Here is a 23,199-nt window from a genome sequence, read left to right on the forward strand (position 1 = left end):
ATTACCCATGTTACAAATCGCCATAATATACGATGCTAAACTTCGCAGAGGCTTTGATCAATTATTAAAAAGGCCTGTTTAAGCTCCTCTTCAGAAATTATTAAAGGGGGACATAACTGAATCGTGTTTCCGTTTGCGATTTTAAAACTCAGCCCCTTGTTGAGACATTTATACAATACAGATTCTGCGAGGGAAGTTTCTCCCGACAAATCATTATCAAACTCTATCGCACCTAATAAGCCGATACACCTTACATCTTCAATTACGGGGTGTTTACTTCGCAATTCAAACAACTTATCCCTGAACAGGCTGTGCAAATCATTAACCCTCCCAAGAATGGCGTTTTGCTGTATAAACTCAATAGCCGCAATGGTTGCAGCGCTACCAACCGGGCTTTTCTCATAAGTAAAATGTCCCAAAGAAAGTTCAGCGCCGATATTGTAGGAGCCCTTGGTAGCTATAGCGGCCATGGGGTAGACTCCTGCACCCAGCCCCTTTCCCAAACACAAAATATCCGGAACGATTCCAAAATTCTCAAACGCAAACATAGTTCCTGTGCGCCCCATGGATATGGGGATTTCATCAAGAATGAGAATGATATCATTTCTGTCACATATTTCCCTGATAGCCTTCCAGTAACTCTCTGATGGAATCTGAACATCCGTATTTCTAATGGTCTCTATCAGCAAAACGCCTATTTCTTTTTCTTTATCTATTACGTACTCCAGGTATTCCAGATATTTTTGTTCATCACCGTCAAATATTCCCCCCCGCTGCATGAAAGGCGGGATATTAATAACTCCCGGCATCAGGGGGCCCATTGATTTTTTAAACTGTGCCTCACCGCCCGCAGCAATGGTATCAAGCGTAGCCCCATGAAACGAATCCCAGGTGGATATTATTTTATATCGCCCCGAAATCAGCCTACCCAGTTTTAGCGCCATACTCACAGCCAACGCACCCGAAGGCGCAAACAGTACTCTATTAAAATCCGGGGGCAGAAGTTGCGATATCAATTCTGCGCATTCGATTGCTGTCCTGTTTGTGTACCTTCTGGGGCAAAAATGCAAATTGTTTAACTGGTCAATAACCCTTTCAATAATAAACCTGTTATTGTAACCCAACTGGTGAACATTATTACCATGGAAATCCATATATGACTTCCCGCTTTCTAAATAAAGAAATATGCCGTCGGCACGCTCAATGCTATCCAGACAGGGCGTAGAAAGCGACTGATGTAAAAAACAATTCCGGTCTCTTACCAACGATTCCGCGGATGCAGTTTTTGCCATTTGCTGATCCCAATCTCTCCTTAAAACTGAATTGTTGATATCTCCCTCCGTCAAGTATCTATCTTCCATTGTAATCAAAACCTTTTATTATTTCGGTAAGATTTTTAAAATTCCCTGGAAATACATTACCTATGGTACCCACCCTGAATGTATCCGCAGTTGAAATCTTTCCAGGATAAATAACAAACCCCTCACCTTTCAAAAAATTGTAAAAGTCCCTGAAATCAAATTCCTTTCCGGGATACAAAAACGACGTGATCACCGGGGATTGAACATCGCTGTCTAACAAAGTCGTGTAGCCAATATTCTTCATGCCCTCGATCAGCGTATCCCGGTTCTCACTGTACCTCCTGTTTCTTGCTGTTATACCACCCTCTTCATCAAGTTCCCAAAGCGCCTGCTTAAAAGCCCTGACAACATGTGTCGGCGAGGTGAATCGCCACTTTCCTTTTTGGCTTTCCATCGTGTACCACTGGTCATACAAATCCAGGGACAAGCTGCTAGATTTGCCGCGGCAGGTCTCCATCATTTCTTTTTTTGCTATTGCAAAACCAAAACCAGGTACGCCCTGAATACATTTGTTGGCACTGCTAACCAAAAAATCAATATTTAGTGCTGCCACATCCATGGGAATGCCACCAAAACTGCTCATAGCATCCACTATAATGCGTTTGTCAAACGACGAGGCGATTTTACAGAGCTTCTCTATCGGGTTTAGAATACCGGTTGTTGTCTCGCAATGCACAAAAGCAACATGCGTGATGTCTTTATCCTCTTCCAACGCGCTTTGCAGCGTCTGTTCGTTTAAGATCTCTGTTTCAGGAAAAGAAAGTTTTGTAAAATTGATGCCTGCACACTTTGCAATAACCTCTATTCGCTCTCCGTATGCACCATTTGATAATATAAGCAGTTTATCTTTCCCGCCAATGGCGCTAATTATAACACTTTCCACACAATAGGTCCCGCTGCCCTGCAGCAGTACGGAAGTATATTCGTCGTCTTCAGATGTCGCCAGCTTTACCAAATCTTTTCTAATCTCCTGAACAATATTCACATTATAATCATCGTCCCAGGTACACCAATCATGCAACATCACTTCTTTCACTGTCTTAGTCGTAGAAAGAGGACCGGGCGTAAGCAATAAATAGTCTGTCATTATTCTTAATCTTTTTCTATAATTTCAATTAACCGGGGCAATTCCAATATATTGTCCAACACGTAATCGGCACCTGCTTCTCGCATCTTCGTTTCAATGCCGGTTACTGTTTCATTAAGTTCATCAGGATTTGCTGTGTCCAGCTCCTCCTTTGTCATCCCCAATTCATTCCCGCCCTTGATTACGCCAACCGATATTACCTTGGCATTCACGCCTTCTTTAATATCGGCAATGGTATCTCCAATCTTTATTACAGCATCCAGGCTATCCACCTTCAGCTCGATCATATTTTCAAATATCATATAGGGTGCGGGTCTTCCGGCGGGCACTAAATCTGAAGCGATACAACAATCAACAGAAAGTCCTTTTTCTTCCGCAATTGGCCTCACGATCTCCATCATTTCAGAAGTGTAGCCCGTGGTGGATCCGATCAGGATATTTTTTGATCTCAAACTATTTATCATTGCTGCGACTCCGTCGATAGGTTCCGCGTATTCCTTCAATGATACCAAAAGCTCATTTTTAAACTTGTCATACACTTTCTCCACATCATCTCCGTTCCACTTCCTTCCATATTTTTCAAGAAACTGATTTTCAATTTCAGTCATTCCAAAAATTGCTTTCACGTGGTCTATCTTATTGAGCCCCATCGGTAATCTTGCCTGCTTAACCGATATATCAATATCAGCTTCTCTGAAGGCGTTTATGAAAGAATTAACCGGAGCAAAACTGCCGAAATCAACCATTGTTCCCGCCCAATCAAAAATTATACACTTGATCTTCTCCATGCTTGTTTACTTTTGATATTATAAATTACTTTTTTGTTTAGAAAGATGAAGGCTAAAATTATTGCCAGGGCACAGACCACACTCACCGTAACAGCCAACTTGTTATAGTATTGCAACCAGTTAATATTTACATGAAAGAAGGATTTTAATAGCAAAAAAACACAGGAGGCCAGATAGCCCAAAAAATCCGATAGGTAAATGAAAAAACCCACGTTACCGGCGATTTTGAACAATGAAATGAACCGGTCAAAAAAGATCGTCTGAAACGCCAGGTATGCGGTATATATTCCCAGCGACTGTAAAAAAAGCCAGAGAATCGGGATATTTTGAAAACTTTCAAATCCGGTGCTGGTAAAAAATATCAATCCCGAACCGGCCAGCATCAACACGAAAAGAATATGGATCACCAATCTATGCTGCTTTATCAAAAACATCGAACCCAATAACACCAGCAAAATGACTGTCACCAAACTATCAATCTTTACAAACAGAAAAGGCTCAAGCCTGATAGAAGTGCTTTTGACGATATCTACCAAAAAATCTTCTTTAATATCCCGCAGTACGGTATATAATATATTGACGATAAACAAGGGTAATAGTATTGATACATACCGTCTGAAAAGTTCTTTTCGCTCTGCTTTGTTTAAAGGTTTCCGAATTGAACGTTCCTGAATATCTGACGGAGAGGGGTCCGGCATTCGGTCCAGACCAAATGAAATCATTATAAGGCCCAGACAGGCAAACGCGCCCAAAACAGCCGGCATCCAAAACTGATCTATTCCCAGAGACATCACAAATAACCCTAGCGACTTCGCTGCCCCCGAACTAATCACTATACTGACTCCTAAAAAACTGGCCAGTACATCCGTAAAATATCTCCCTTCAATATAGCTAAACAGGAAACCCCACATACATCCCAAGAACAATCCGTTAATAAAAAGACACCAGAAATTATAGGGATATGGAATCAATGCAAATAACAGCAAGGCTATCTCCGCCCCGAGAGCAGAAATAACAATTGCGGGAAATCGCTGTCGTCTTTTCAATTCCGAAATAAGTTTTATTCCGATAAATTTGGACAACAGATATCCTAAAATTTGTGAAACGCTTATAATAATTTTGAAACTGAAACTACCCCACCCCAGCCCATCATAGGTAGATGCCGTAAAAGACTTTCGCAAAATGTAAACAAACAAATAGGCAATTAAAACGCCAAAGCCTGTCAGCAGCACAAATTTCAAACGGCAAGGGGACTTTGTCGCAAATTGACCAACACTAATACTCTCAGACATTCAATAATATTGTAGTTGCCAAAAATAGAGGCAGCGCCAATACATAAAAATTAATTCCGATAATTTATAAATTCATGCCCCGCAGTAATGTATTATTTAATATTTATGTCACATTATCATAACAAAGTCTTAATGTAGCGATCGCTGAAAATTTCCAATCTTGCCGCCATTAAATCTGTCGAAACATGGATGTTCTGGTCAATATTTATGAGCGCTTGAACCTCTTACGAAGCAAAGGGATGAAGATGAAAGATATTGCGAACCGCACGCCATTTTCGCCCAGTATCCTGTCGGCCCTCTATGCAACGGTGTTACCGACTTACATTCAATCCGTTAAAGAAAGCAACAAACCAGAAGAGGCACTTGATTATGCGCTGTCGAAAGTCAATAATATTTCCAGAAAAAGACTGGTAAATAGTGCGGCTGACATGAATGAAAAACTGACAGATATTGAAAACGAGCTAAAAAAAATAGAAGAATCCTCTTTTCTAACTCAAATAGATTCTTTCGCTTTGGAAACGTTTCCCAATTCCGTGGGATATCTCGGATTATATTTAAGCTATAGCATGTCGTCTTCAATTGATGCCCTCAAAATTGAGCCGTATTTACTGTTTAAGTCGGCCAATGATCACGGCATAAAAATATACAGGAAAAATGCCTATAACTCCATAAACAAGGGAATGGCTTTACTGAATCTGGACCAAAGCCTGTATATCAGTCTCAACGAATCTACGAATAACCAGTTGGCTCTCGTTACCATATACTTACAATTACCGTTTTTTGAAAACCCCCGGCTACTCAGAGGTATTTACTTAAGCCTTGATTACAATAGAAATCCTATAGCCAGGAGGATTATTTTCACCAAGGTAAAAGATTCGGGTACAATTCAGGATTTGGAAGACATTCCGTCAAAAATTGTTCTGAAGCAGGAATTTTCAGAAATTGAACAGGCTTATTATGACTATACTTGTCAGAAAACAGATTATATTCGGATGTGTTCTATCCCGTCTCCAAAAGTCAATGAACAAGATTTGATCGTAGAAAAGCAAATTCTATTTTCTTAGGGCCGGCTTCGTTCTTTTCGACAGGAGAAGGACGCAATGACTAAGAACAGACCAAAATCAAGTGCAAGCATTCACATTATAAATCGCATTTATGAAAAAACTTACTATACTTCTGATTACGCTCGTCTGCGCGAATCATTTCGCTTTTACTCAAACCGGGCATACCATTTTAACGGTCCCCGGTTACAATGAGTATTGTAAAATTGACACCGCAGGATATTCCGTATTGCCCAGCGGGAGATACGTAACACCTGCCGGAGAAACGATCCGTATTACCCATGATCCTTTTGGGTTGGCAGTCGCGCCCGGCGGGGATGTCGCCATCACGCTACACAATGGAGTGATCACGATGATTAACCTGAAAACGATGAAGGCGAAGCGAATTCCTGATTATGAAAAGACCGTTGAATCCCCACTTAAAAACGGTTCATTTTTAGGCGTGGTTTTTCACCCCACCTTAAAACAGGTGTATTTGAGCGGCGGCGACAACGGAAGCGTGATCGTATATGATTATATCAATTTAAGAATGATCGATTCTATTTCCTTGAATGGCGTCGTTGGAGGTAAAAATTTTGAACACAGTTTTACAAGTGATCTGGTCTATAATGATGCCAGGGATGAGTTACTGGTACTCGATCGCGGCAATTTTCGAATGGTTCGTATCGACCTAAAAACAAAAAAGATCACAGCATCGATACCTACGGGCCGTCAGCCTTTTGGTATAGCACTCACCCCTGGAAGGAATATCGCGCTGGTTGCAAGTGTGGGTGTGTACAGTTACCCGTTGGTAAAAGGAGCAACCCCTGAAAACGCCGGTAAGATGATGATCGATCGACATCCTTACGGAGATAACAGCAAAGAATCGATAGAAGGGACGGTGATTGATGGAAAAGAAATTCCGGGTGTGGGAAGTCCTAATGCTCCTGAAGCGATGAGTGTTTACGGTATCGATTTAAAAACAAATAAAATACTGTATCGGCTTAAGACAGGACTCTTGGTTGGCGAGATGATCGAAGATGCCAGGGTGGTGGGTGGGGCCAGTCCCAACTCGATAGCTGTAGGAAAAAAGTATGCCTACGTGACGAATGCCACAAACGACAATATTGCAATCATTGATCATCAGCTAGGGAAGGTCATTGGCAAAATACCCATCACGACTGACAAGAGCATTGACAAACACAGGGGCTTACTCCCGTTTGGTATTGCCTTAAGTAAAGATGACCGAACCATCTATACAGCCCTCCTGGGCTTCAATGCAGTGGGGGTCATTGATGTCGCTACTAAAAAAACGAAAGGACTTATTCCCACGGGCTGGGGCCCGACGCGGGTTGCACTGTCTGGTGATGAAAAAGAAATGTATATTATATCCTGTCGCGGCTATGGCGCAGGGCCAAATGGGGGCAAAAACTTTGTTGCGCCCATTCAGGGGACCTATGTGGGCGATATTCAGTTAGCAACTTTTCAAAAACTCAGTACTCCCAATGAATCCAAGTTAAAAGAGTTTACGCAACAGAGTTTAAGAAACACTTTCACAACACTAAAACTAAACGATGATGACAACCCATTGCCTGCAGTTCCGGGTCTGAAGCAGCCACCCATTAAACACATTGTTTATATTACCAAAGAGAACAGAACCTTTGATGAGGTGCTTGGGCAACACGCCAATGCGGTTGCCGATCATACGCTCGCCCGCTATGGAAATGGTGTTGATATTTATTATAAACAAGATACATTGAGAAATGTGAATATATCACCCAATCATACCAAAGCTGCGAAGCAGTTTGCCTTCAGCGATAATTTTTATTGTGATAGCGATGCATCCATTCATGGTCATCACTGGATGATGGGCGTAATACCCAATGAGTGGGTGGAGGCCAATTCAAGTGTGAGTAAAACTGCAAGACTGTTTTCGTCGGCTCCCGGCAGGCGTTTTCCGGGCTCTACAGGAAGTATGGATCCTGAAGACTACGCGGAGACCGGTGGGTTATGGGAGGCGTTGGAAAGGAACCGTATCTCGTTCTACAATTTCGGGCAGGCCAATGAAACAGCGCACGTCCGGGAAGAATGGGCGGATACGGCAACAGGCGCCGCACACCTGGTAATGGTTCCCATGCAAAAGGCCTTGTATAGCCGCACCTCGCACAACTTTGCGGGGTACAATACTAATATCCCCGACCAGTTCAGGATGACCCAATTTGAAGAAGAGTTTACAAAAAAATGGTTAAAAGGTAAAGAGAAGATGCCGCAATTAATAACAGTGATGTTGCCCAATGACCATGGCGCTTCACCGAGACCGGAAGATGGGTATCCTTATCTACATTCTTACATGGCAGATAACGACCTGGCACTCGGGCGTATGCTTCATTTCCTTAGCCGCACGCCTTATTGGAAAGATATGCTGGTGATTGTAACCGAGGATGACCCGCAGGGTGGTGTTGATCATATTGACGGGCACCGGAGTATTTTAATGATGGCAGGGCCTCATGTGAAGAAAGGTTATGTATCAAAAACGCATGCTAATTTTGGTTCTATATTGAAAGTGATTTACAATATTCTGGGTGTTAGGTATGTCAATCAATACGACATTACTGCTTCATATCTGGGCGATTTCTTTACGGGAAGCCCTGATTACACGCCTTATACGCTTACCTATCCTGACAAAAAGGTTTTCGATTGGGACAAGGCCATGGAGAAATTCAACCGGCCCATCGACTGGAGAAAAATTGAGCAGGGTCCGGAGATGGACGAGACGAATCATCAGAGAACCGAACATTACAAACAAAAGAGTGCTGGGAATTAAATATAGATGTGTCGTTTCCCGCCGTTTCGTATAGCCTATCGTAAAACGCCATTTCATTTTGGTATACCTACGGGTGAACGAACACATTATGATTAGCTCCAACAATATTCGAATTCTTCAATTTCTTATTGTACAACCAGAATTTTTAGTGTTTAAGAAGCCGTAAGCCAGCTTGTTATACCAGAGTCACGTATCAAAACAATTGCAACTATAATATTTTGTCTTCAGAAATATTGCACTTCAATAAAGAATACCTTATATTTGTCTTTATGGAAATAATAAATAAATATTTTTCCCATTCTAACGATCAGCAAATTAGCCAGCTTCAATCATTAGAAGCCCTCTACCGCGAGTGGAATGAGAAAAACAACACCATCAGCCCGAAAGACATTAACAGTATCAGCGAGAAACATGTGCCGCATTCCCTGGCAATCGCAACAGTTGTCCCTCTTAGCTCAGGTGAACAGATCCTGGATCTGGGATTCAGCGAGGGATTCCCGGGAATTCCCCTGGCCATCATGTACCCTGACGCTCAATTCACACTGCTGAGTAGCAATGCCAACAAATTAAAAGTAGCTGAGTCAATCGCACAGGAACTTGGACTGACCAATGTCCGAACCCTCAACGGCAAAGTCGACGACATCCGAAATCAAAAATTTCACTATGTCCTCTCGGGCGACGAGGCGTCATTGAAAGATCTGATGTCTCTGACCGAACCAGTTCTCCAGATTAAAAAAGCGAAAGTAACCGTCAAAAAAACGGGCATAGCGCCGGGTATCTATTTTGCTCCGGGTCTTATTTGCCTCAAAAGCGGAAATTTGGAACAGGAAATAAAGGAAAGTAATACGCTCCCATTTGTTTTGCCACTAAAGGACTTTTTTGAGGAGCCCTTTTTCAAGGAACAACACCTGGTTTATATCAGCCGCCAGTCATTCGCAAATTAAACGAGCGGGAATTTATCTCACCGCTGCTATTTAGTTGCAGCTAATGATACCGAGGTCGCCTATCTTAGACAAAAGGTGGCGCCTGTCTTGACGGTAATTCTAATAGCATTTACACAATTAATTTTATAACATGTACACGACGTCAGAAGCATTAGTGGGATAAGAAAAAATTGTTTTTTGCAAATCGCTTGCTTTTACTCCTGCATTCATTGCCACGGCAAAAATGTTGATCGTCTCTTCGACATGAGGCCCTAAAAGATGCGCTCCAATGATCTGATCCGATTCTTTATCTTTCAAAATTTTAAAGGCTGAAACCGGTTCATTCAGCCGTCTGGAAGCATACCAACCGGTGGTCTCTTCGAAATGTAGGCTGTAGTCTATATTTTGCTTTTTTGCCTCCTCTTCTGTTAAGCCAACAGACGCAAGAGCAGGAACGGTAAACACATTGGAAGGAATATGGCCATAGTCAATCTTCAAATGATTTCCTTTTAACAAATTGCTCGACAGCACGATGCCTTCTTTGGCGCCAACGGGCGTCAACGGTAAACCTCGATCATTGGCATCACCACAGGAATATACGTTCGGGTTGGACACACTTTGCATATAATCATTTACAGCTACTCCTCTTCTATTGACCGTCACGCCTGCCTTTTCCAATCCCATATCTTCGATATCCGCGGTTCTGCCTGCAGCATGCACAGCCAGGGCAGTAGGAAATTTTACTTCCCTTCCATGCTGCACTGCACTAACTATAAGACGGTTATTTTCTTTAGTTATACTTTTCACTTCAGCATTTAATTTGATCTGAATACCCAGCTTTTCACTTGCTGTCATTAATAGTTTAACCAAGTCGGCATCAAAGTTTTCCAGGGGCCTTTCACCGCGGTGAACAATCGTTGCTTTTACTCCAAACCGCGAAACGATATGTGCAAACTCAAAAGCAATATAGCCACCACCGACAAACAGCATTTCCTCTGGTAATTCTTCCAGCTCTAAAAAATCGGTACTGGTAATCAACAAATCTTCTCCCGGAATATTGAGCCCGCGTGGTCTGGCGCCATTAGCAATGACAAATTTTTCGGCTTGCAAAACTTCTTCATTTATCTGCAAGGTGTTTTCATTAATAAATGCGGCTCTCCCATGATAGGTAGTAACGCCGGTCTTTTCTAAACCTGCTTCAATGTTAAGTGGTTTGGAATCAGTAAACGTTTTTTTAAATCGCATCAATTCACCCCACGAAGATGTGGCAGGAGTGCTTATCCCTTTTCCCAGCAACTGCTGATTCAGCGCTAACGTATGAGATAGGCCGACGAGTACTTTTTTAGGATCGCAACCTCTTAAAATACATGTGCCGCCAAAGGGATTAGAATCAATAATGGCCGTTTTTTTGCCGGCTGAGGCGCAACGTTGTGCCACCGTATTTCCCGATCCGGTCCCAACAACAATAACATCAAAGTTTTTCATTGTTTTGAATTTAATTTTAAAGAATGCCATTTTGGTTTGCCCTGATAAAATTAATTCATTTGAGATCGATAAACGTTTGGGGAATTATAATAAAATAAGATAGCCGACAGCTCGCACCCTTCTCGCTAAATCTTCTCGGCAACAACACCCGTGTTTTATCGAAACTTCTGCTTGCCAACTCCGGCACACAAATGATCGTCTCTCCCAACGCCGCTTCCAGCTTTGACATGGAGCGCAGGGTAAGGTTGTGCATCCCACTCAATATTTTATGTTACAATATGGATGATTTACTCTATTCCATTTAACAATGTAAAAAATATTCTACAAAATGCGTTATATTTGTAAAATATAATTATCATTATGAAACATAAGAAATCTCAAATATTGCCGAGCACAGCTAAAATTCTTTCAGAGCTTGGCGAAAATATTAAGCTGGCCCGGTTGCGCCGCAAACTGAGTGCAGAGCAGGTGGCAGAAAGAGCGAACATTAGCCGGCCGACCCTACTTTCCATAGAAAAAGGCATGCCTGGGGTTGCTATGGGTTCTTATGCTCAGGTACTTTTTGTATTGAACCTGGAAAAGGATTTATTAAAAGTAGCAGTAGATGATACACTTGGCAGAAAACTACAGGATGCAGCGTTAACAGTAAAAGAAAGGGCGCCTAAAAAATAAATACAGTAATGGCAGCAACAAACACAAAAAAAGAAATACAGGTATATGCGCACTGGCAGGGTTTACAGGAACCTTCGCCAATGGGTGTGCTGTCGGTATCACCGGCAAAAGGGAAGGAATCTTTTTCATTTCAATATGCAGATGCTTGGTTAAAATCTGGCTTTTCTCAAATGATTGACCCCGATTTGCAGTTGTATTCCGGGTCATATTATCCACGAGATGATAAACCCAACTTCGGTGTTTTTTTGGATTCATGCCCAGACAGGTGGGGAAGAGTGCTGATGCAGCGCAGGGAAGCCGCCATAGCAAAACAGGAGGGTAGAGCGTTCAGAAAATTATTGGAATCAGATTTTTTATTGGGAGTATATGACGGACACAGGATGGGTGCATTGCGGTTTAAATTAGATGATAATGGCCCCTTCTTAAATGACAATAAAGGAATGGCTGCGCCACACTGGACATCGCTGAGGGAATTGGAACAAGCAAGTTTAAAGTTTGAAGAAGACAATACAGACGACCCGGAATATTTTAAATGGGTAACGATGTTGATAGCCCCGGGCTCCTCATTGGGTGGCGCCAGGCCAAAAGCAAGTGTAATAGATGCACATAATAATTTATGGATTGCCAAATTTCCTAGCAGAAACGATGATAAAGATGTGGCGGCCTGGGAAATGGTTGCCAACCAACTGGCAATAAGAGCAGGAATAAGCGTTGCTGAAGGGACGATACTGCAGTTTAACAATAAATATCACACCTATCTTACAAAGCGTTTTGACAGGACGACAACCGGCGAACGAATTCATTTTGCATCAGCAATGACTTTACTTGGCCACATAGATGGTGAGAATGCTTCCGGTGCAAGCTATTTGGAATTAATGGAATTTATATCACGGCATGGAGCAGCAGTAGAAAAAGATTTAGAGGAATTATGGCGAAGAATTGTATTTAGCATATGCGTAAAAAATACTGACGATCACTTACGTAATCATGGCTTTCTGCTTACGGAAAAGGGATGGTTACTTTCACCTGCTTACGATATTAACCCCAATGAATACGGAAAAGGGTTAAGCCTTAACATTACTAATGCAGACAACTCGCTCGATCTGGATTTAGCAATGGAAGTAGCTGATTATTTTCGTCTATCGGATGATAAAGCTTCGCAGATAATACAAGAAATTTCCAATGTTGTTAAGGATTGGAGAAAAGTCGCAGCTAAATATAAAATTTCAAATGCAGAACAAGAGAGAATTTCAGCAGCGTTTTATTAATTTTCGACCCGCAAGCGGGTGGGTCAAACCTCCAGAACAGTGGATCAACTTCACAGAATTTACAAATTGGCTCCCATTTTACTTACTCCGTCAGAACGGAATAGTTTCTTACGCTCTCACTCAGCCCAATCAACAATCAAGCAAACCCATAGTCAGACAAATACCTCAAATCTTCGGCATAATTCACCAATCGCTATTTCATATTTGGTGGCATAAATATAAAAACAAAACAAATACGAAACGTTTATATCTTTAAAATCGGCTGGTGATTTAATGTGAAAAAAGTAGTAATAATCGTGCTGGCGGCCTTGACTGTTTGTACGTTTGGCTCCCAGCCTGACCGAGAAGTGTGGATCCGCAAGAACCCTGAAAACGAGGTACGAAAAGATTAGATTCTTACAGTTTACTTGTGTCTCGCTTTTCTTCGTTAGCTTTATTTTCTCCTGATTCCTCCCGCCCTTCTGGCGTCTCCTCCATACCCATAAGGCGTAGCGGGGGTATAATTGGCAATATCACTGTATTTAATGGAGTTCCCTGCGTGCGAGTAAAAATTATTCCTCGTATTGTCGAATATACAATACCAACCAATACACTAGCCATATCTGCGCGCAACAATTTTTCTTCAGCTGAGGTAAAATCGGCAATATTATCTACCTTGAAAACTATTTCATGTGTGTACGAACCTTTCGCCGGTAATTGTTTATTCGTTTTGCTGAATGCCTGGATCTCCACTTTTAGTTTGAAAGCTACCATCAGTCTATCAATATCAACTGCATTTTCCATTTGGAAACTAAACCCATGAGTTGCTACATCGCTGCTGTCTATGGCATCATCACAATCAATACTCCCCTGTAATGTTCTTACAGTAAGAATATGAATTTGATCCGCATCTATTCTTATCTCTTTGTTCATGACGCTAATGCCTCCTCAGAAAAGGTTTTGGACGACTGTTCCTGATTTGTCATATTTTTCCATGCCATTTTGATCTTTGTCCGGTCATTATATTCCATCTTTATTACTTTGTTATGAAGCGATGGGCTAGGTCCTGTAGAAATCATATACTTACTGTAGAAGGTGACAGGACCTGTATTTTTACTAAAACTTCTGTTTAACAATTCGGGCACACAAATAATGGTCTCTCCCAATGCTGCTTCCAGCTTTGACATGGAGCGCAAGGTAAGGTTGTGCATGCCACTTAATATCTTACTAAGCTCTGCTTCTGTTTTTCCCATCTTCGCTGCAAGGTCTTTCTGCCTCATTTCTTTTAACTCCATCACCTTATGTATATAATTCACTATTTCCAACGATTTCTCCACAAATATTTTGCTATCTGCTGGCATTGAATCGATGGACTGCTGAAACTCCGGAATTTCTATCTCTTCTATTTTCTTCTTTTTCTTTATCATGAATTGGACATTTAAATGGTAAATACAAAATCGTCTTCTGCCAAAATTTCCATGTTCTCAATATCAAGTTCTATATCACCGTCCTGAATTGCCTGATCAATCCTTCGGGAGAGCCTTCGTGCAAAATCAAAGTGACGATAACATTTTTTACAATCCTGTACTTTCAGTGACGTTTTTCTGTCTCCATTTAATAAAATAACAATTGTTGGACTTAGCCTTATACAGTATAAACGCATACCAAAATCGTCTGGTATATCCGAACTTATAAATGCATGGTACGGAGGCGGTAATCTTTCTGCAGCATCTTCTACTTTAAAATGTTCGGGCGATGCGCCGTACCGCTCGCCGATCAGCTCAATGTACTTATTAATTTCCGACAGTTCAGTTTGATCCTGCTCAGTTGTACCCATTCGTTTCAAAAAATCACTGAACTCCGTGATTAACGGTTTTTCATTACGAATTTTCCGAACGGTGTAATATTGAACCCGTGAAAAGCGCATCGTCGTTATTTTTATAAGAGCTATCTCCAACTTACCTTATAAGTTAAGACAAATATAGTATGGTATTTAATGCTTTCCAAATTTGCCTGGTTAAAAATTAAAACCGACCGGTTAAAATGATATTATTCATTGACTATCAATCAATTTGCTTTTAAAATAAAATCTAATCGAGTTTGCTAATCCGTTATTGTAACAATAAGTTCAACTACTTTGAGACCGATTATTCACATTTTAGATGACTATGGTTTAGCGCTTCGGGCATAAATCGTTATTTTTCTTTGATGCACCAAAATACGCTAAAACCCAACAACAACCGCCTGGCGGCGCAATTTATGCGAAATACGCATTGTGTTACGGCTTCTGATTCATGATGAATCGCCATTCTTATTTATTTACTCAAATTATAAGGCTTACTTGGCCGCGGGCAAGCGAATTGGTCGATCACATTAAGCTCTTACATTTCCTACGCCGAAACCGGGTGGGTCAAACCTCCAGAACAGTCAACCGACTTCGCCTGGGTTCTGAATCACAGAAAACAATATTGTGCCTTGCGTCCCCCTGCCGAAAACCTTTTCAAGGAACCTTTTTTCTGGGGCAAATACCAGGAATATATCAGCCACCACCTGGTCGAGAAGCAACTCCGAAACCGGGTGGGTCAAACATAACCAGAATTTACAGTTAAATTACGCTAATACTATGAAAAACAGCCAATAATTAGATTTTTCGAGTGCATGCTAGTAATATCGCCTATCGTTGGTGGCAGGCAAAAAAAATTTCGCACGCGGGGGCCATTGTTAGAGAGCACCAGTGTTTACTTTGTATGCTGCCTCGTCAGCTGCTCAATTATGAATCCCAATCTTCCCAAAAGATCATCATATGTGATGATGTCTAACACATTCTGATTCTGCTTGACTCTCGAAAACTACAATTTAAAATTCCGTTTTGCTTTCCTGAATACATCGTCAAAGTCCGGTATATCGTGTACCTGGTTGTTCAACTTCTTTTCCCAGCCTTGCTTCAAGTTTTTTTCTTTCGCCAAAACCCTTTCCTCAAATAGCCTGGGATCATGATTTTTATTTCTCGCCTTGCGTTCGAATTCAGTTTTTCGGTACCGGGTACCCATCTTTTCGTGTTCGGTCAGATACCAAAAGTCAAATAGGTCCCGCGGTTCGGTTCGTCCCATCAAGGCGGTCATTTTTTCAATCAATACTTCAGATAAGGAATAGCATTGAAGTTCAAAGGATCGTTCAGGCAAGTCCGAATACAGGATAAAAACAGCCCGGTGCTCAACCGGGTATTCCAGTATTTCTCCTCTTGAAATATCAATCTTTACATTTCTGCTCTTGATATTTCCCTGCAATGGGCCAATGTAGTTGATGTAAAATGCGAGGCTGCCGCTGATATGCGTGTTGGCGTCGTCAAACTGCAAAGTGATATTAGCTTCTTCTTTTACAAACGCATATACCTTTTCAAACTCGCGCAGCAATTCTTCGTTAGTAATTTTTTCGTCCAGTAAAGTAAAGTCAAGGTCCTCCGAAAAACGGTAATCCGGGAAATATGTTTTTTTGAGCACCGTCCCCCCCTTGAATACAAGTTGTTTCAACAACAGCTCATTGCACGACATACCATACAATATCCAGCTTAATATATAGTCCTTTTCAATTTGGGTATCTTTAAGCCTATTTTTTGCAGCCACTGAATTTATTTCTTTGGCGTGTATCATGACCTAAGTAAAAACTGATGATGTAATGTCTTCCGTATCTATGTTCTGCCGAACGCTCCACTTGCTTATAAATGGCCCCTTGTTTTCATAAGAAGGTTCGAGAAGTGTGAAGGAGCTTGTTTTAATTTGCTGCAACCTGCCTAATATAGGATTATCTATTTGCAAAATTTCCAAAAGGAAACCCAACCGTTTGATTACAGCCTGCGCGTTGAATATTTTGCAATACAAGTATAGTTTCTCGTAGTTTATCTTTTCTCTCACTTTGTAAAGGGCTTTGTATATTTCTGTAATTCCGCCGCCATAGTCGGGCTTATAGAGGCAATCGATAAATGTTTTTTCCAGCTCGCTGCAAGGAACTTTATTATAATTGTCAACCCAGATATTTTTTGCGCCAAAAAAATGCGTTTTGTTATGGTAGATAAATTGGTACTGTCGTTCCCTTATTTTTAGTATTGCCGGTTTTATTTGTCGGTTCACTACGATCTGTCCAACCATGGACGGCTGTGTTATTAATCCGTGCAATTCCAGGGCACTGTAATAACCTATATAATAATTTGCCTTCCCGACAAGATGCCCGGCTACCAGACGCCAGTCGGGAAAATAATTGGAAGCATCCTGCTCATACGGGATCATCCAGTAAACTCCGTCCTTTAACCGCAACAGCAATCCTCTGTTAACCATATCGCGCATGAGCTTTCTGACTGCATCTCCGGATGAATGATTTAGGAAAGTTGTTACTTCGGCCAGGGTAAAACCAGACTGACTCAGACTTGTAAAATGTCTGATCACTTCGGCAGACTGACTCGACAGGGTTTTATGTTTTGTATCCATTTCGCTACTTTGCAGGTCTCGGTAAAGATACGAAACATAATGCGAATTATTGATCATATCTATTTTGGGACTTTGAAAGTCTCATTTAGGATATGAAACATGATTGTTTTTAATTATCATCTTTGACTGCTCACAGTCCGGAAAAGTTTCGGTATCCGGCCGGTTCTTGCAGATATGCAAAGTATCTACTGCGACCGACACGCCTTAACTTTTTTTTAAATTCATTATATGGAGCGCACTTACAGCATGTTTCATTAATCGTTATTTTTCATTGACACGCCAAAATAAGGAAAAACCTGATAACATTTACCTAGTGGCACAATTAATGCGAAATACGCATTACGACGCGGCTTCTCATTCATAATGCGCCGCCATGTTCTTCCATTTACTCAAATTATTCTGACTTGCGTGGCCGCGGGCAAGCGAAATTGACTATCTCATTAAGTTCTTATATTTTTTTACTTGCGCGCGAGTGCGTCAGACTGTAAGCCCCCCAATATCCGACCAGGGAAATCACAGGAATTCCTGGCCGATTTTATACCGTATCTTGGTCTCAAAAGGAAAGTTCCTGTCTACGTCCTGACCATCGTCTTCAGGTCGCTCCTGCTTCGAGCCAGAATCTAACTTAACATGAAGATGACCAGAAACAGTAACAATTATTTCCTGATCATTAATTTCAGATACGCGGTATCCGGAAACTTCTGCAAAATAGAGCGAATAGTGAGGAGCGAGTAGAGCGATATTATCAAAAGATTTTGACACAATTAAGTTAAGTCCTGGGATTAATTTGTTCAGCATCAGAAAGATCGAAAACGATATCTTCTTTCAAAGCCTCCTGTAGATTGACAGCCGGCAGGATGAACTTATTATAAATTGTATCCTCCGTTTTTGTATGGAGTATTCCACGGGCTGTTCCAACCGTAATAACGCCCAAGTGCTGAGCGAATTCAACAGGTAAAATAAATTGCAATTCCTTTTTCATTTTTCCAAATGAATCATCCTCGATTAGAAATTGACAATTAACTGTCAACCGTATGAAAAGCTTTTCATTGGTGTTAAATGAAACCATAAACTGACATTCAACGCCTTCCACGTCCATATTAATCCCAAAGCCAATTCTTGTTTCCAGAGCGATGTTCGTTTCGTCGATCTCAACTTCATCCACCAGAGCAAACTCACTTGTATGAATGCCAGAAAGCATGAAGCTTACTTGTTTTGCGTTTTTATCCATAGCTAGATAGTGATGTATCGGATGATACTGTTCTACTAATATTTATTGGAATAACCTTTGTCTCCCCTAAAGTTTTGAAGCGCCTCAATTTAACAATCTCGTAGTTCAGATTCTTTTCATACTCTTTTAGGACTGGTATCTTTCTACTCTTTGGAGTACCTGTTATTTGAACTAACTCAAGATTCAATGCGCTTTCCAGCTTAGAAATTGTTTCCAGCGTAAAGTTCCCGTTGCCTTTTAGCCATTTGTTTACTTGCTGAGGCGTAACACCTAACATAGCGGCAAGTTGTACCTGTGTAATTTGTTGAGCTCTTATTGAGCGAAGTACAGCAACAGCGATTTTCCGTGAATGTTTGAGCCATGCTTTATTCCTTTGCCGTTGCAGGGCCTTTTCTCTCCAATTGCTTTCAGCTAAATGACCAAAGGCTTGCTCCAGTTTTTCATGTATTTCTTCTTTGTTCATATTATTCCGTTATTAAAACACCAATGTCAAACGAATCGTACATATTATGATCTCTTAAAAAGCGTGCAACAGATTTTAGTCTTTCCAACTCTTCATTTGTATGTGGTCTTTCCTGCATAGTCCGGGTTAATTTTATTGTGCCACCGGTTACCAGGTAACAATCGGGTTCCAATCTGATAGCATAAAGACGTAACAGGCATTTCCCTCTTCCCGTCCCATAAGCCTTGGATTGTTGTAGCGGGACGTCATAGTTGTCACTTTCATGAAGAGGTACGAAAATATAACCGTCTAAATTTTCCCCCGGAATCTCACCCCCAGCATAAGCCAGAATATCTGCTTCAAATCCGTCCGCTTCATCCTGGGCTTGTTCAATTGCCTCTTCAACATTAATTTTTAAATCCGCTCCGTTGTTCTCAAAAAATTCTTCCAGATATGTAGAGTTATTCCAGTTTTCAAAGCATTGATCGAAACAATTTAATTCATCATTATCATATTGTACCGCATATAAATTGCCTTTATTGATTGTTTGGACTGCAAATTTAGACCATTTTTTCATAAAATCAACTTATAGGCTTATTTTTTTAGAATATTGCAGATCTGGCCAATGCAGCGCTCCTTACCGTTTTAAGTAAAAATTATCCTAAATCACAGATTTCCCATTTTAGTCCAGACTTTTAGGGGGCTAAGACAATATGGCTTCTCATATGAATCGTCATTTTTCCATTGACACCCTAAAATAAGGAAAAACGCAATTACAACCGCTTTGTGGCGCATTTTATGCGAAATACGCATTCTGATGCGGATTCCGATCATGAATAGTTCATCGGCAAAAGCGGTCGGCGCATTTCTGGGAGAAATCCCCGTGAACTTGAACCAAAAGCAAGGGTATGTTCACTTTAAGCACACGCAAACTTTTTGTTAGTTTATCCCCGGAATTTTTTCTTTTACTCTGCCTATTAAGTCAAATGCTTTATCAAAATTGCTAACTACCTCGTCGTTTGACCGCTTACGTAAAGGGTCCTGATGTATTTCACTCAACACTTTCCCAAGATACTCCGCCACTTTAGTCTCGTCCCTTTTTCTAATTTCCTCCGTAAAGGCAACTATCGATTTTGCTAGCACCGCCTTATAAGCGTAATCTTCGGAAATATTTTTCTGCTTTGTGTATTGCTTTGCGCAAAAAGTGGCTCCAGTTACGGCAATACCGACGGAGACGATTCTGCCACTAATCGAGCCGATTGAATAAGGATCTATAACACCCCAACCGGCAACTATCCAAATAGTCAGTCCAATCGCGATCAAAATGCAAAAAACCGCGCCGACTACCCAGGGCCAAAATCTCCTGCTTTTGCTGGCATTATGGTATTGGGCAGAGAATGCCGCGCTAATTCCTTCGGTCGTTTTTAAGTTCAATGCTCTTTCTGCCTGGAAGACGAGTTCCTCGATTACCTTCTCTTTTGAGATAACCTCTTTTGCTTGTAATTCCAGTTCTCCAATTGATTTCTTATAATCTTCAATATTTTCAGCAAACGTTAACACCGAAAGCTTCTTAGCCTCAACCGTCACTTCGCTCTCCGACACGTTCGCTAACCCCGTCTTTGCACTCGCCAACGTAGCACTAATTTGTTCCTGCTTTTCCAGACTGCTACTCTTTAACATTTCAACTTCCTTCAAGACATCCGTCGATTTCCGCCTAATATCCTCTACAGTAGACGCATCTTTTCTGATGCTAGCAAGCCTCGAATTATTATCATCAATTTCTTTTATGAGCTGCAGAAACCTGTCCCTCAATTCCGCGATATTCTTGAACTCATTAATGTAATCTCTTTTATTTACTTGCTGGCTCAGAAGTTCATTTCCCAAAATAGAATCATACAAGTTGTCGATGTATAATATAGCCGATGAAGGATTTAAAATGTTTCCCTTGAGAGAAGTAAGGATATTCAAAATCGCGTTCCTTCTATTTATAGGTAATGTATCAAAATGCGCACCTTTAACAGAAGCGTTTATTGTTTCGCGAATAAGAATGAATTTCTTGCCAGCTTCCACCATATTTGTATCACCGTATTCTAATGACGGATTAGACGACACATAGCCTTGTAGAGTTGAATAAATATTCTCATCATTGAGTATAGAAACAATTTGTTGCGTTGTCGGTTTCATTTGCATCGTAAAACTATTTTAATATTCGAACTTGAATAATTGCACGTTAGTATTATCGACCAGGTTAGACCAACGTCTAATCAATTCCAACGGGAAGAACAGTCAAAATATTTTGATCAGTTCATAAGACCGAAACCTTCCATTATAAGTGGGCATAGGCAATTTTTTCTTTGCTGCAAAATCTCGTGCAAATTCAAAATTCTTCACGGAAACTATTATCGAGTCTCCCGTAATTTCTAACACTACATATCCCGCTTGATTGTTAGTTATTCGAATTGGCTTGTACCTATCATAGGCTAAATGTTCAGAGCTTGCGTTTCCGAATAACGTAACTTTGGGTTTTAGTGTATCTAAGAAGTCGTAGCTTCTACCCGAATCTCGACCATGATGTGGAGCAAATAGGATGTCAATATCAGTCACCAAATTCTTATGATTTGAAAGAATATAGTTCCATGAGTTGTCATGACTATCACCTGCGAAAACAATTTTCCAATGACCGCCATTTTTCTTCGGCGGTGTATAAAGCAGAACGTAACACAAATCATGGATATCACCGCCGTCCATATTGGCAGTTCTCACCAACTCGGGACAGGGAGCCAGAATTTCTAAATTGTCTTGCTTCCAGAAATCAGTTTCGTCATTCGCATATAGTGTCAGTCGCTTTGTCCGCGAGATTTTCCCGTCCCTAAGCTCTTTATAAAATTTCCAGTCCTCTTTATTGTACCCGGCAAAGTCTGTTGCCAGGTCGAGTTCTTTAATATTATCGGTATCCCAGGTATTCGCAATTGAAAATTCAGAATATAAATCCCGAATTCCATCCAAATGGTCCATATCGGGATGAGTAATAATAAAACGGAAAATCGCTGGAACTTTCAAACCATCCCTTAGGTATTCAATTGGATTGTCCGAACTTAGCTTCTGACGGTAGTCCTTTTTATCCGAAGGAACTTGTGTTCTTCCGAGCATCTCCTTTCTTTCCTGAGAATTTTTAACTGCCTTTTCCTCAGGAGTGTCTTCCATATTATAAGCATTACTAACATCGATAACAGTAACCCTTTCGGACTCATGTTGAATGATGTTACAATCCCCTTCAAGTACGTTTAAAAAATGAATGACAGACATATTATCAGTTTACATATTTTCGAGTGATTCATACAATCTTTCTGCGTAAGAAAATGCTGGAATTTTTATCCATTCTGATGTTACGGTTACAATCCAGAAAATCAACACAATTGATAAGGCTCCCTCGGAATACATAAAGCTTTTAGGATAAGAAAGGGGATTATATACATGTGTATGCGCTGCCCAGAATATGTAATTTGCACCAAGAACGGTTCCTGTCAAAAGAATCCCGTAACGTTTCAATCCCCATAAATTCCGCCTAAACCCATAACTGATATTATCTTTTAGCAGCAGACCGTACTTTTTCCCGTCCCGCGTTTTAGCAATGAGGTAATTCGTCCATGCTTTATAAGCCTCATCTGCTGCATCGCCATTTGTGTGCTCTAACAGTGCGTCAGGAACAGATGGCAGCGGGCATAATGTCTGGAGCTTTTGGCGGTACCTCTCTTTTGTATGAGCATCAATAAGCCTGTTGGATATTCGTATTATTTGAGTTGTGGGTGCCCCTCCCCACATTTTCCACAACTCCGGCTCTTTTGATTTTCCCCGATCACGGCCGATCTGGGAAAGCAGATACTTGATTGCCCCTACAATTCCCAAGGAGGAAAGTAGCCACATTAAGGCTTGAAAATGGATCGAATAGAAAACTCCAATGACAATTATGGGAAAAAGCATAATTACCATTGGATAAAATCGAGCTTTGAGCGCATAATTATCTATCATAGTAACATAACATTTAACTCGTTATCTCTATAATCACAAGTTAGTAAGTGACCAAGTGTAAGGACATTTAACAAAACGGGTATGTTGGAATGATTGCGGCATCTTAACTTGCTATCGAAGAGAAGTGGTTTCTAACGGACAACTTTCCTAAATAATCGAAAGGAGGACTGTGCGCAGTTATGGTCTGTTTCATCAATCGTCATTTTCTGTTTGGTGGCATTGTAAGCTCCCCCGATGTTCGGCCAAAGAAATTAGAGTTATCAATTGTATGAATTGTTAACTTTAAATTTTGAAAAT

The 23,199-nt window shown here is 40.9% G+C and carries 22 protein-coding genes; 5 read left to right on the forward strand and 17 right to left on the reverse strand.

Going from position 1 to position 23,199, the window contains the following annotated elements; genetic code table 11:
* Positions 1-35: 35 nt before the first annotated feature.
* Genes AC3WS5_RS13370 through AC3WS5_RS13385 form a run of 4 tightly spaced genes read right to left on the reverse strand, consistent with a single transcriptional unit; the run spans position 36 to position 4,528 of the window.
* Positions 36-1,361 carry an aspartate aminotransferase family protein gene (locus AC3WS5_RS13370; RefSeq protein ID WP_492467898.1) on the reverse strand — a complete coding sequence of 442 codons (1,326 nt, stop codon included), beginning with the start codon at positions 1,359-1,361 and terminating at the stop codon, positions 36-38.
* The gene (phnW, locus tag AC3WS5_RS13375; protein ID WP_492467899.1) at positions 1,351-2,448 is read right to left on the reverse strand and encodes a 2-aminoethylphosphonate--pyruvate transaminase; all 1,098 of its coding nucleotides are present in this window, start codon (positions 2,446-2,448) and stop codon (positions 1,351-1,353) included. The genes AC3WS5_RS13370 and phnW overlap by 11 nt, the downstream gene beginning before the upstream one ends.
* Positions 2,449-2,453: 5 nt before the next feature.
* A complete protein-coding gene (gene phnX / locus AC3WS5_RS13380) occupies positions 2,454-3,236 on the reverse strand; it encodes a phosphonoacetaldehyde hydrolase (protein ID WP_492467900.1) in 783 nt (260 codons plus the stop codon).
* Entirely contained in the window at positions 3,215-4,528 is a 1,314-nt protein-coding gene (locus AC3WS5_RS13385; protein ID WP_492467901.1) for a DUF5690 family protein, read from the reverse strand. Before AC3WS5_RS13385 ends, phnX begins: the two co-directional genes overlap by 22 nt.
* Before the next feature lie 185 nt (positions 4,529-4,713).
* Between AC3WS5_RS13385 and AC3WS5_RS13390 the strand changes: the two genes are divergently transcribed.
* From AC3WS5_RS13390 to AC3WS5_RS13400, 3 genes are all read left to right on the forward strand, one after another.
* On the forward strand, positions 4,714-5,592 hold the full coding sequence (locus AC3WS5_RS13390; protein ID WP_492467902.1) for a hypothetical protein: 879 nt from the start codon (positions 4,714-4,716) through the stop codon (positions 5,590-5,592).
* Between the two features lie 91 nt (positions 5,593-5,683).
* On the forward strand, positions 5,684-8,392 hold the full coding sequence (locus AC3WS5_RS13395) for a bifunctional YncE family protein/alkaline phosphatase family protein (protein ID WP_492467903.1): 2,709 nt from the start codon (positions 5,684-5,686) through the stop codon (positions 8,390-8,392).
* Positions 8,393-8,661: 269 nt separating this feature from the next.
* Positions 8,662-9,336 (forward strand): 16S rRNA (guanine(527)-N(7))-methyltransferase RsmG, encoded by a 675-nt coding sequence (locus AC3WS5_RS13400; RefSeq protein ID WP_492467904.1) that lies wholly within the window; start codon positions 8,662-8,664, stop codon positions 9,334-9,336.
* Positions 9,337-9,459: 123 nt separating this feature from the next.
* On the opposite strand, the gene AC3WS5_RS13405 is transcribed toward AC3WS5_RS13400, so the two are convergent.
* On the reverse strand, positions 9,460-10,800 hold the full coding sequence (locus AC3WS5_RS13405) for a dihydrolipoyl dehydrogenase family protein (RefSeq protein WP_492467905.1): 1,341 nt from the start codon (positions 10,798-10,800) through the stop codon (positions 9,460-9,462).
* 360 nt (positions 10,801-11,160) lie between these two features.
* Between AC3WS5_RS13405 and AC3WS5_RS13410 the strand changes: the two genes are divergently transcribed.
* Together AC3WS5_RS13410 and AC3WS5_RS13415 are read left to right on the forward strand one after the other, a co-directional pair.
* Positions 11,161-11,472, forward strand: coding sequence for a helix-turn-helix transcriptional regulator (locus AC3WS5_RS13410; RefSeq protein WP_492467906.1), 312 nt, complete (start codon positions 11,161-11,163; stop codon positions 11,470-11,472).
* 8 nt (positions 11,473-11,480) lie between these two features.
* Positions 11,481-12,740 (forward strand): type II toxin-antitoxin system HipA family toxin, encoded by a 1,260-nt coding sequence (locus AC3WS5_RS13415; RefSeq protein WP_492467907.1) that lies wholly within the window; start codon positions 11,481-11,483, stop codon positions 12,738-12,740.
* A 396-nt stretch (positions 12,741-13,136) separates the two neighbouring features.
* Here the strand turns inward: AC3WS5_RS13415 and AC3WS5_RS13420 are convergent, their stop codons facing one another.
* The 12 genes from AC3WS5_RS13420 to AC3WS5_RS13475 all read right to left on the reverse strand — a co-directional run bounded on the left by AC3WS5_RS13420 (position 13,137) and on the right by AC3WS5_RS13475 (position 22,902).
* Positions 13,137-13,652: a hypothetical protein gene (locus AC3WS5_RS13420; RefSeq protein WP_492467908.1), complete on the reverse strand. Its 516-nt coding sequence runs from the start codon at positions 13,650-13,652 to the stop codon at positions 13,137-13,139.
* Complete coding sequence (locus tag AC3WS5_RS13425) at positions 13,649-14,146, reverse strand: helix-turn-helix domain-containing protein (RefSeq protein ID WP_492467909.1); 498 nt, start codon at positions 14,144-14,146, stop codon at positions 13,649-13,651. Before AC3WS5_RS13425 ends, AC3WS5_RS13420 begins: the two co-directional genes overlap by 4 nt.
* 11 nt (positions 14,147-14,157) lie before the next feature.
* Positions 14,158-14,646: a hypothetical protein gene (locus AC3WS5_RS13430; protein ID WP_492467910.1), complete on the reverse strand. Its 489-nt coding sequence runs from the start codon at positions 14,644-14,646 to the stop codon at positions 14,158-14,160.
* A gap of 922 nt (positions 14,647-15,568) precedes the next feature.
* Entirely contained in the window at positions 15,569-16,342 is a 774-nt protein-coding gene (locus AC3WS5_RS13435; protein WP_492467911.1) for a nucleotidyl transferase AbiEii/AbiGii toxin family protein, read from the reverse strand.
* A gap of 30 nt (positions 16,343-16,372) precedes the next feature.
* A complete protein-coding gene (locus AC3WS5_RS13440) occupies positions 16,373-17,200 on the reverse strand; it encodes a type IV toxin-antitoxin system AbiEi family antitoxin domain-containing protein (RefSeq protein ID WP_492467912.1) in 828 nt (275 codons plus the stop codon).
* A gap of 513 nt (positions 17,201-17,713) precedes the next feature.
* Positions 17,714-17,962, reverse strand: a complete 249-nt coding sequence (locus AC3WS5_RS13445; protein ID WP_492467913.1) for a pPIWI-associating nuclease domain-containing protein — start codon at positions 17,960-17,962, stop codon at positions 17,714-17,716.
* Between the two features lie 7 nt (positions 17,963-17,969).
* Positions 17,970-18,431, reverse strand: coding sequence for a hypothetical protein (locus AC3WS5_RS13450; protein WP_492467914.1), 462 nt, complete (start codon positions 18,429-18,431; stop codon positions 17,970-17,972).
* Positions 18,424-18,894: a helix-turn-helix transcriptional regulator gene (locus AC3WS5_RS13455; RefSeq protein WP_492467915.1), complete on the reverse strand. Its 471-nt coding sequence runs from the start codon at positions 18,892-18,894 to the stop codon at positions 18,424-18,426. Before AC3WS5_RS13455 ends, AC3WS5_RS13450 begins: the two co-directional genes overlap by 8 nt.
* A 1-nt stretch (position 18,895) precedes the next feature.
* Positions 18,896-19,450, reverse strand: coding sequence for a hypothetical protein (locus tag AC3WS5_RS13460; RefSeq protein ID WP_492467916.1), 555 nt, complete (start codon positions 19,448-19,450; stop codon positions 18,896-18,898).
* 362 nt (positions 19,451-19,812) lie between these two features.
* Positions 19,813-21,063 (reverse strand): hypothetical protein, encoded by a 1,251-nt coding sequence (locus AC3WS5_RS13465; protein WP_492467917.1) that lies wholly within the window; start codon positions 21,061-21,063, stop codon positions 19,813-19,815.
* A gap of 96 nt (positions 21,064-21,159) precedes the next feature.
* The gene (locus AC3WS5_RS13470; RefSeq protein WP_492467918.1) at positions 21,160-22,179 is read right to left on the reverse strand and encodes a ComEC/Rec2 family competence protein; all 1,020 of its coding nucleotides are present in this window, start codon (positions 22,177-22,179) and stop codon (positions 21,160-21,162) included.
* A gap of 9 nt (positions 22,180-22,188) precedes the next feature.
* On the reverse strand, positions 22,189-22,902 hold the full coding sequence (locus AC3WS5_RS13475) for a hypothetical protein (RefSeq protein ID WP_492467919.1): 714 nt from the start codon (positions 22,900-22,902) through the stop codon (positions 22,189-22,191).
* Positions 22,903-23,199 lie beyond the last annotated feature (297 nt).

The sequence above is a fragment of the Niabella sp. CPT15-335-S11 genome (assembly GCF_058792415.1).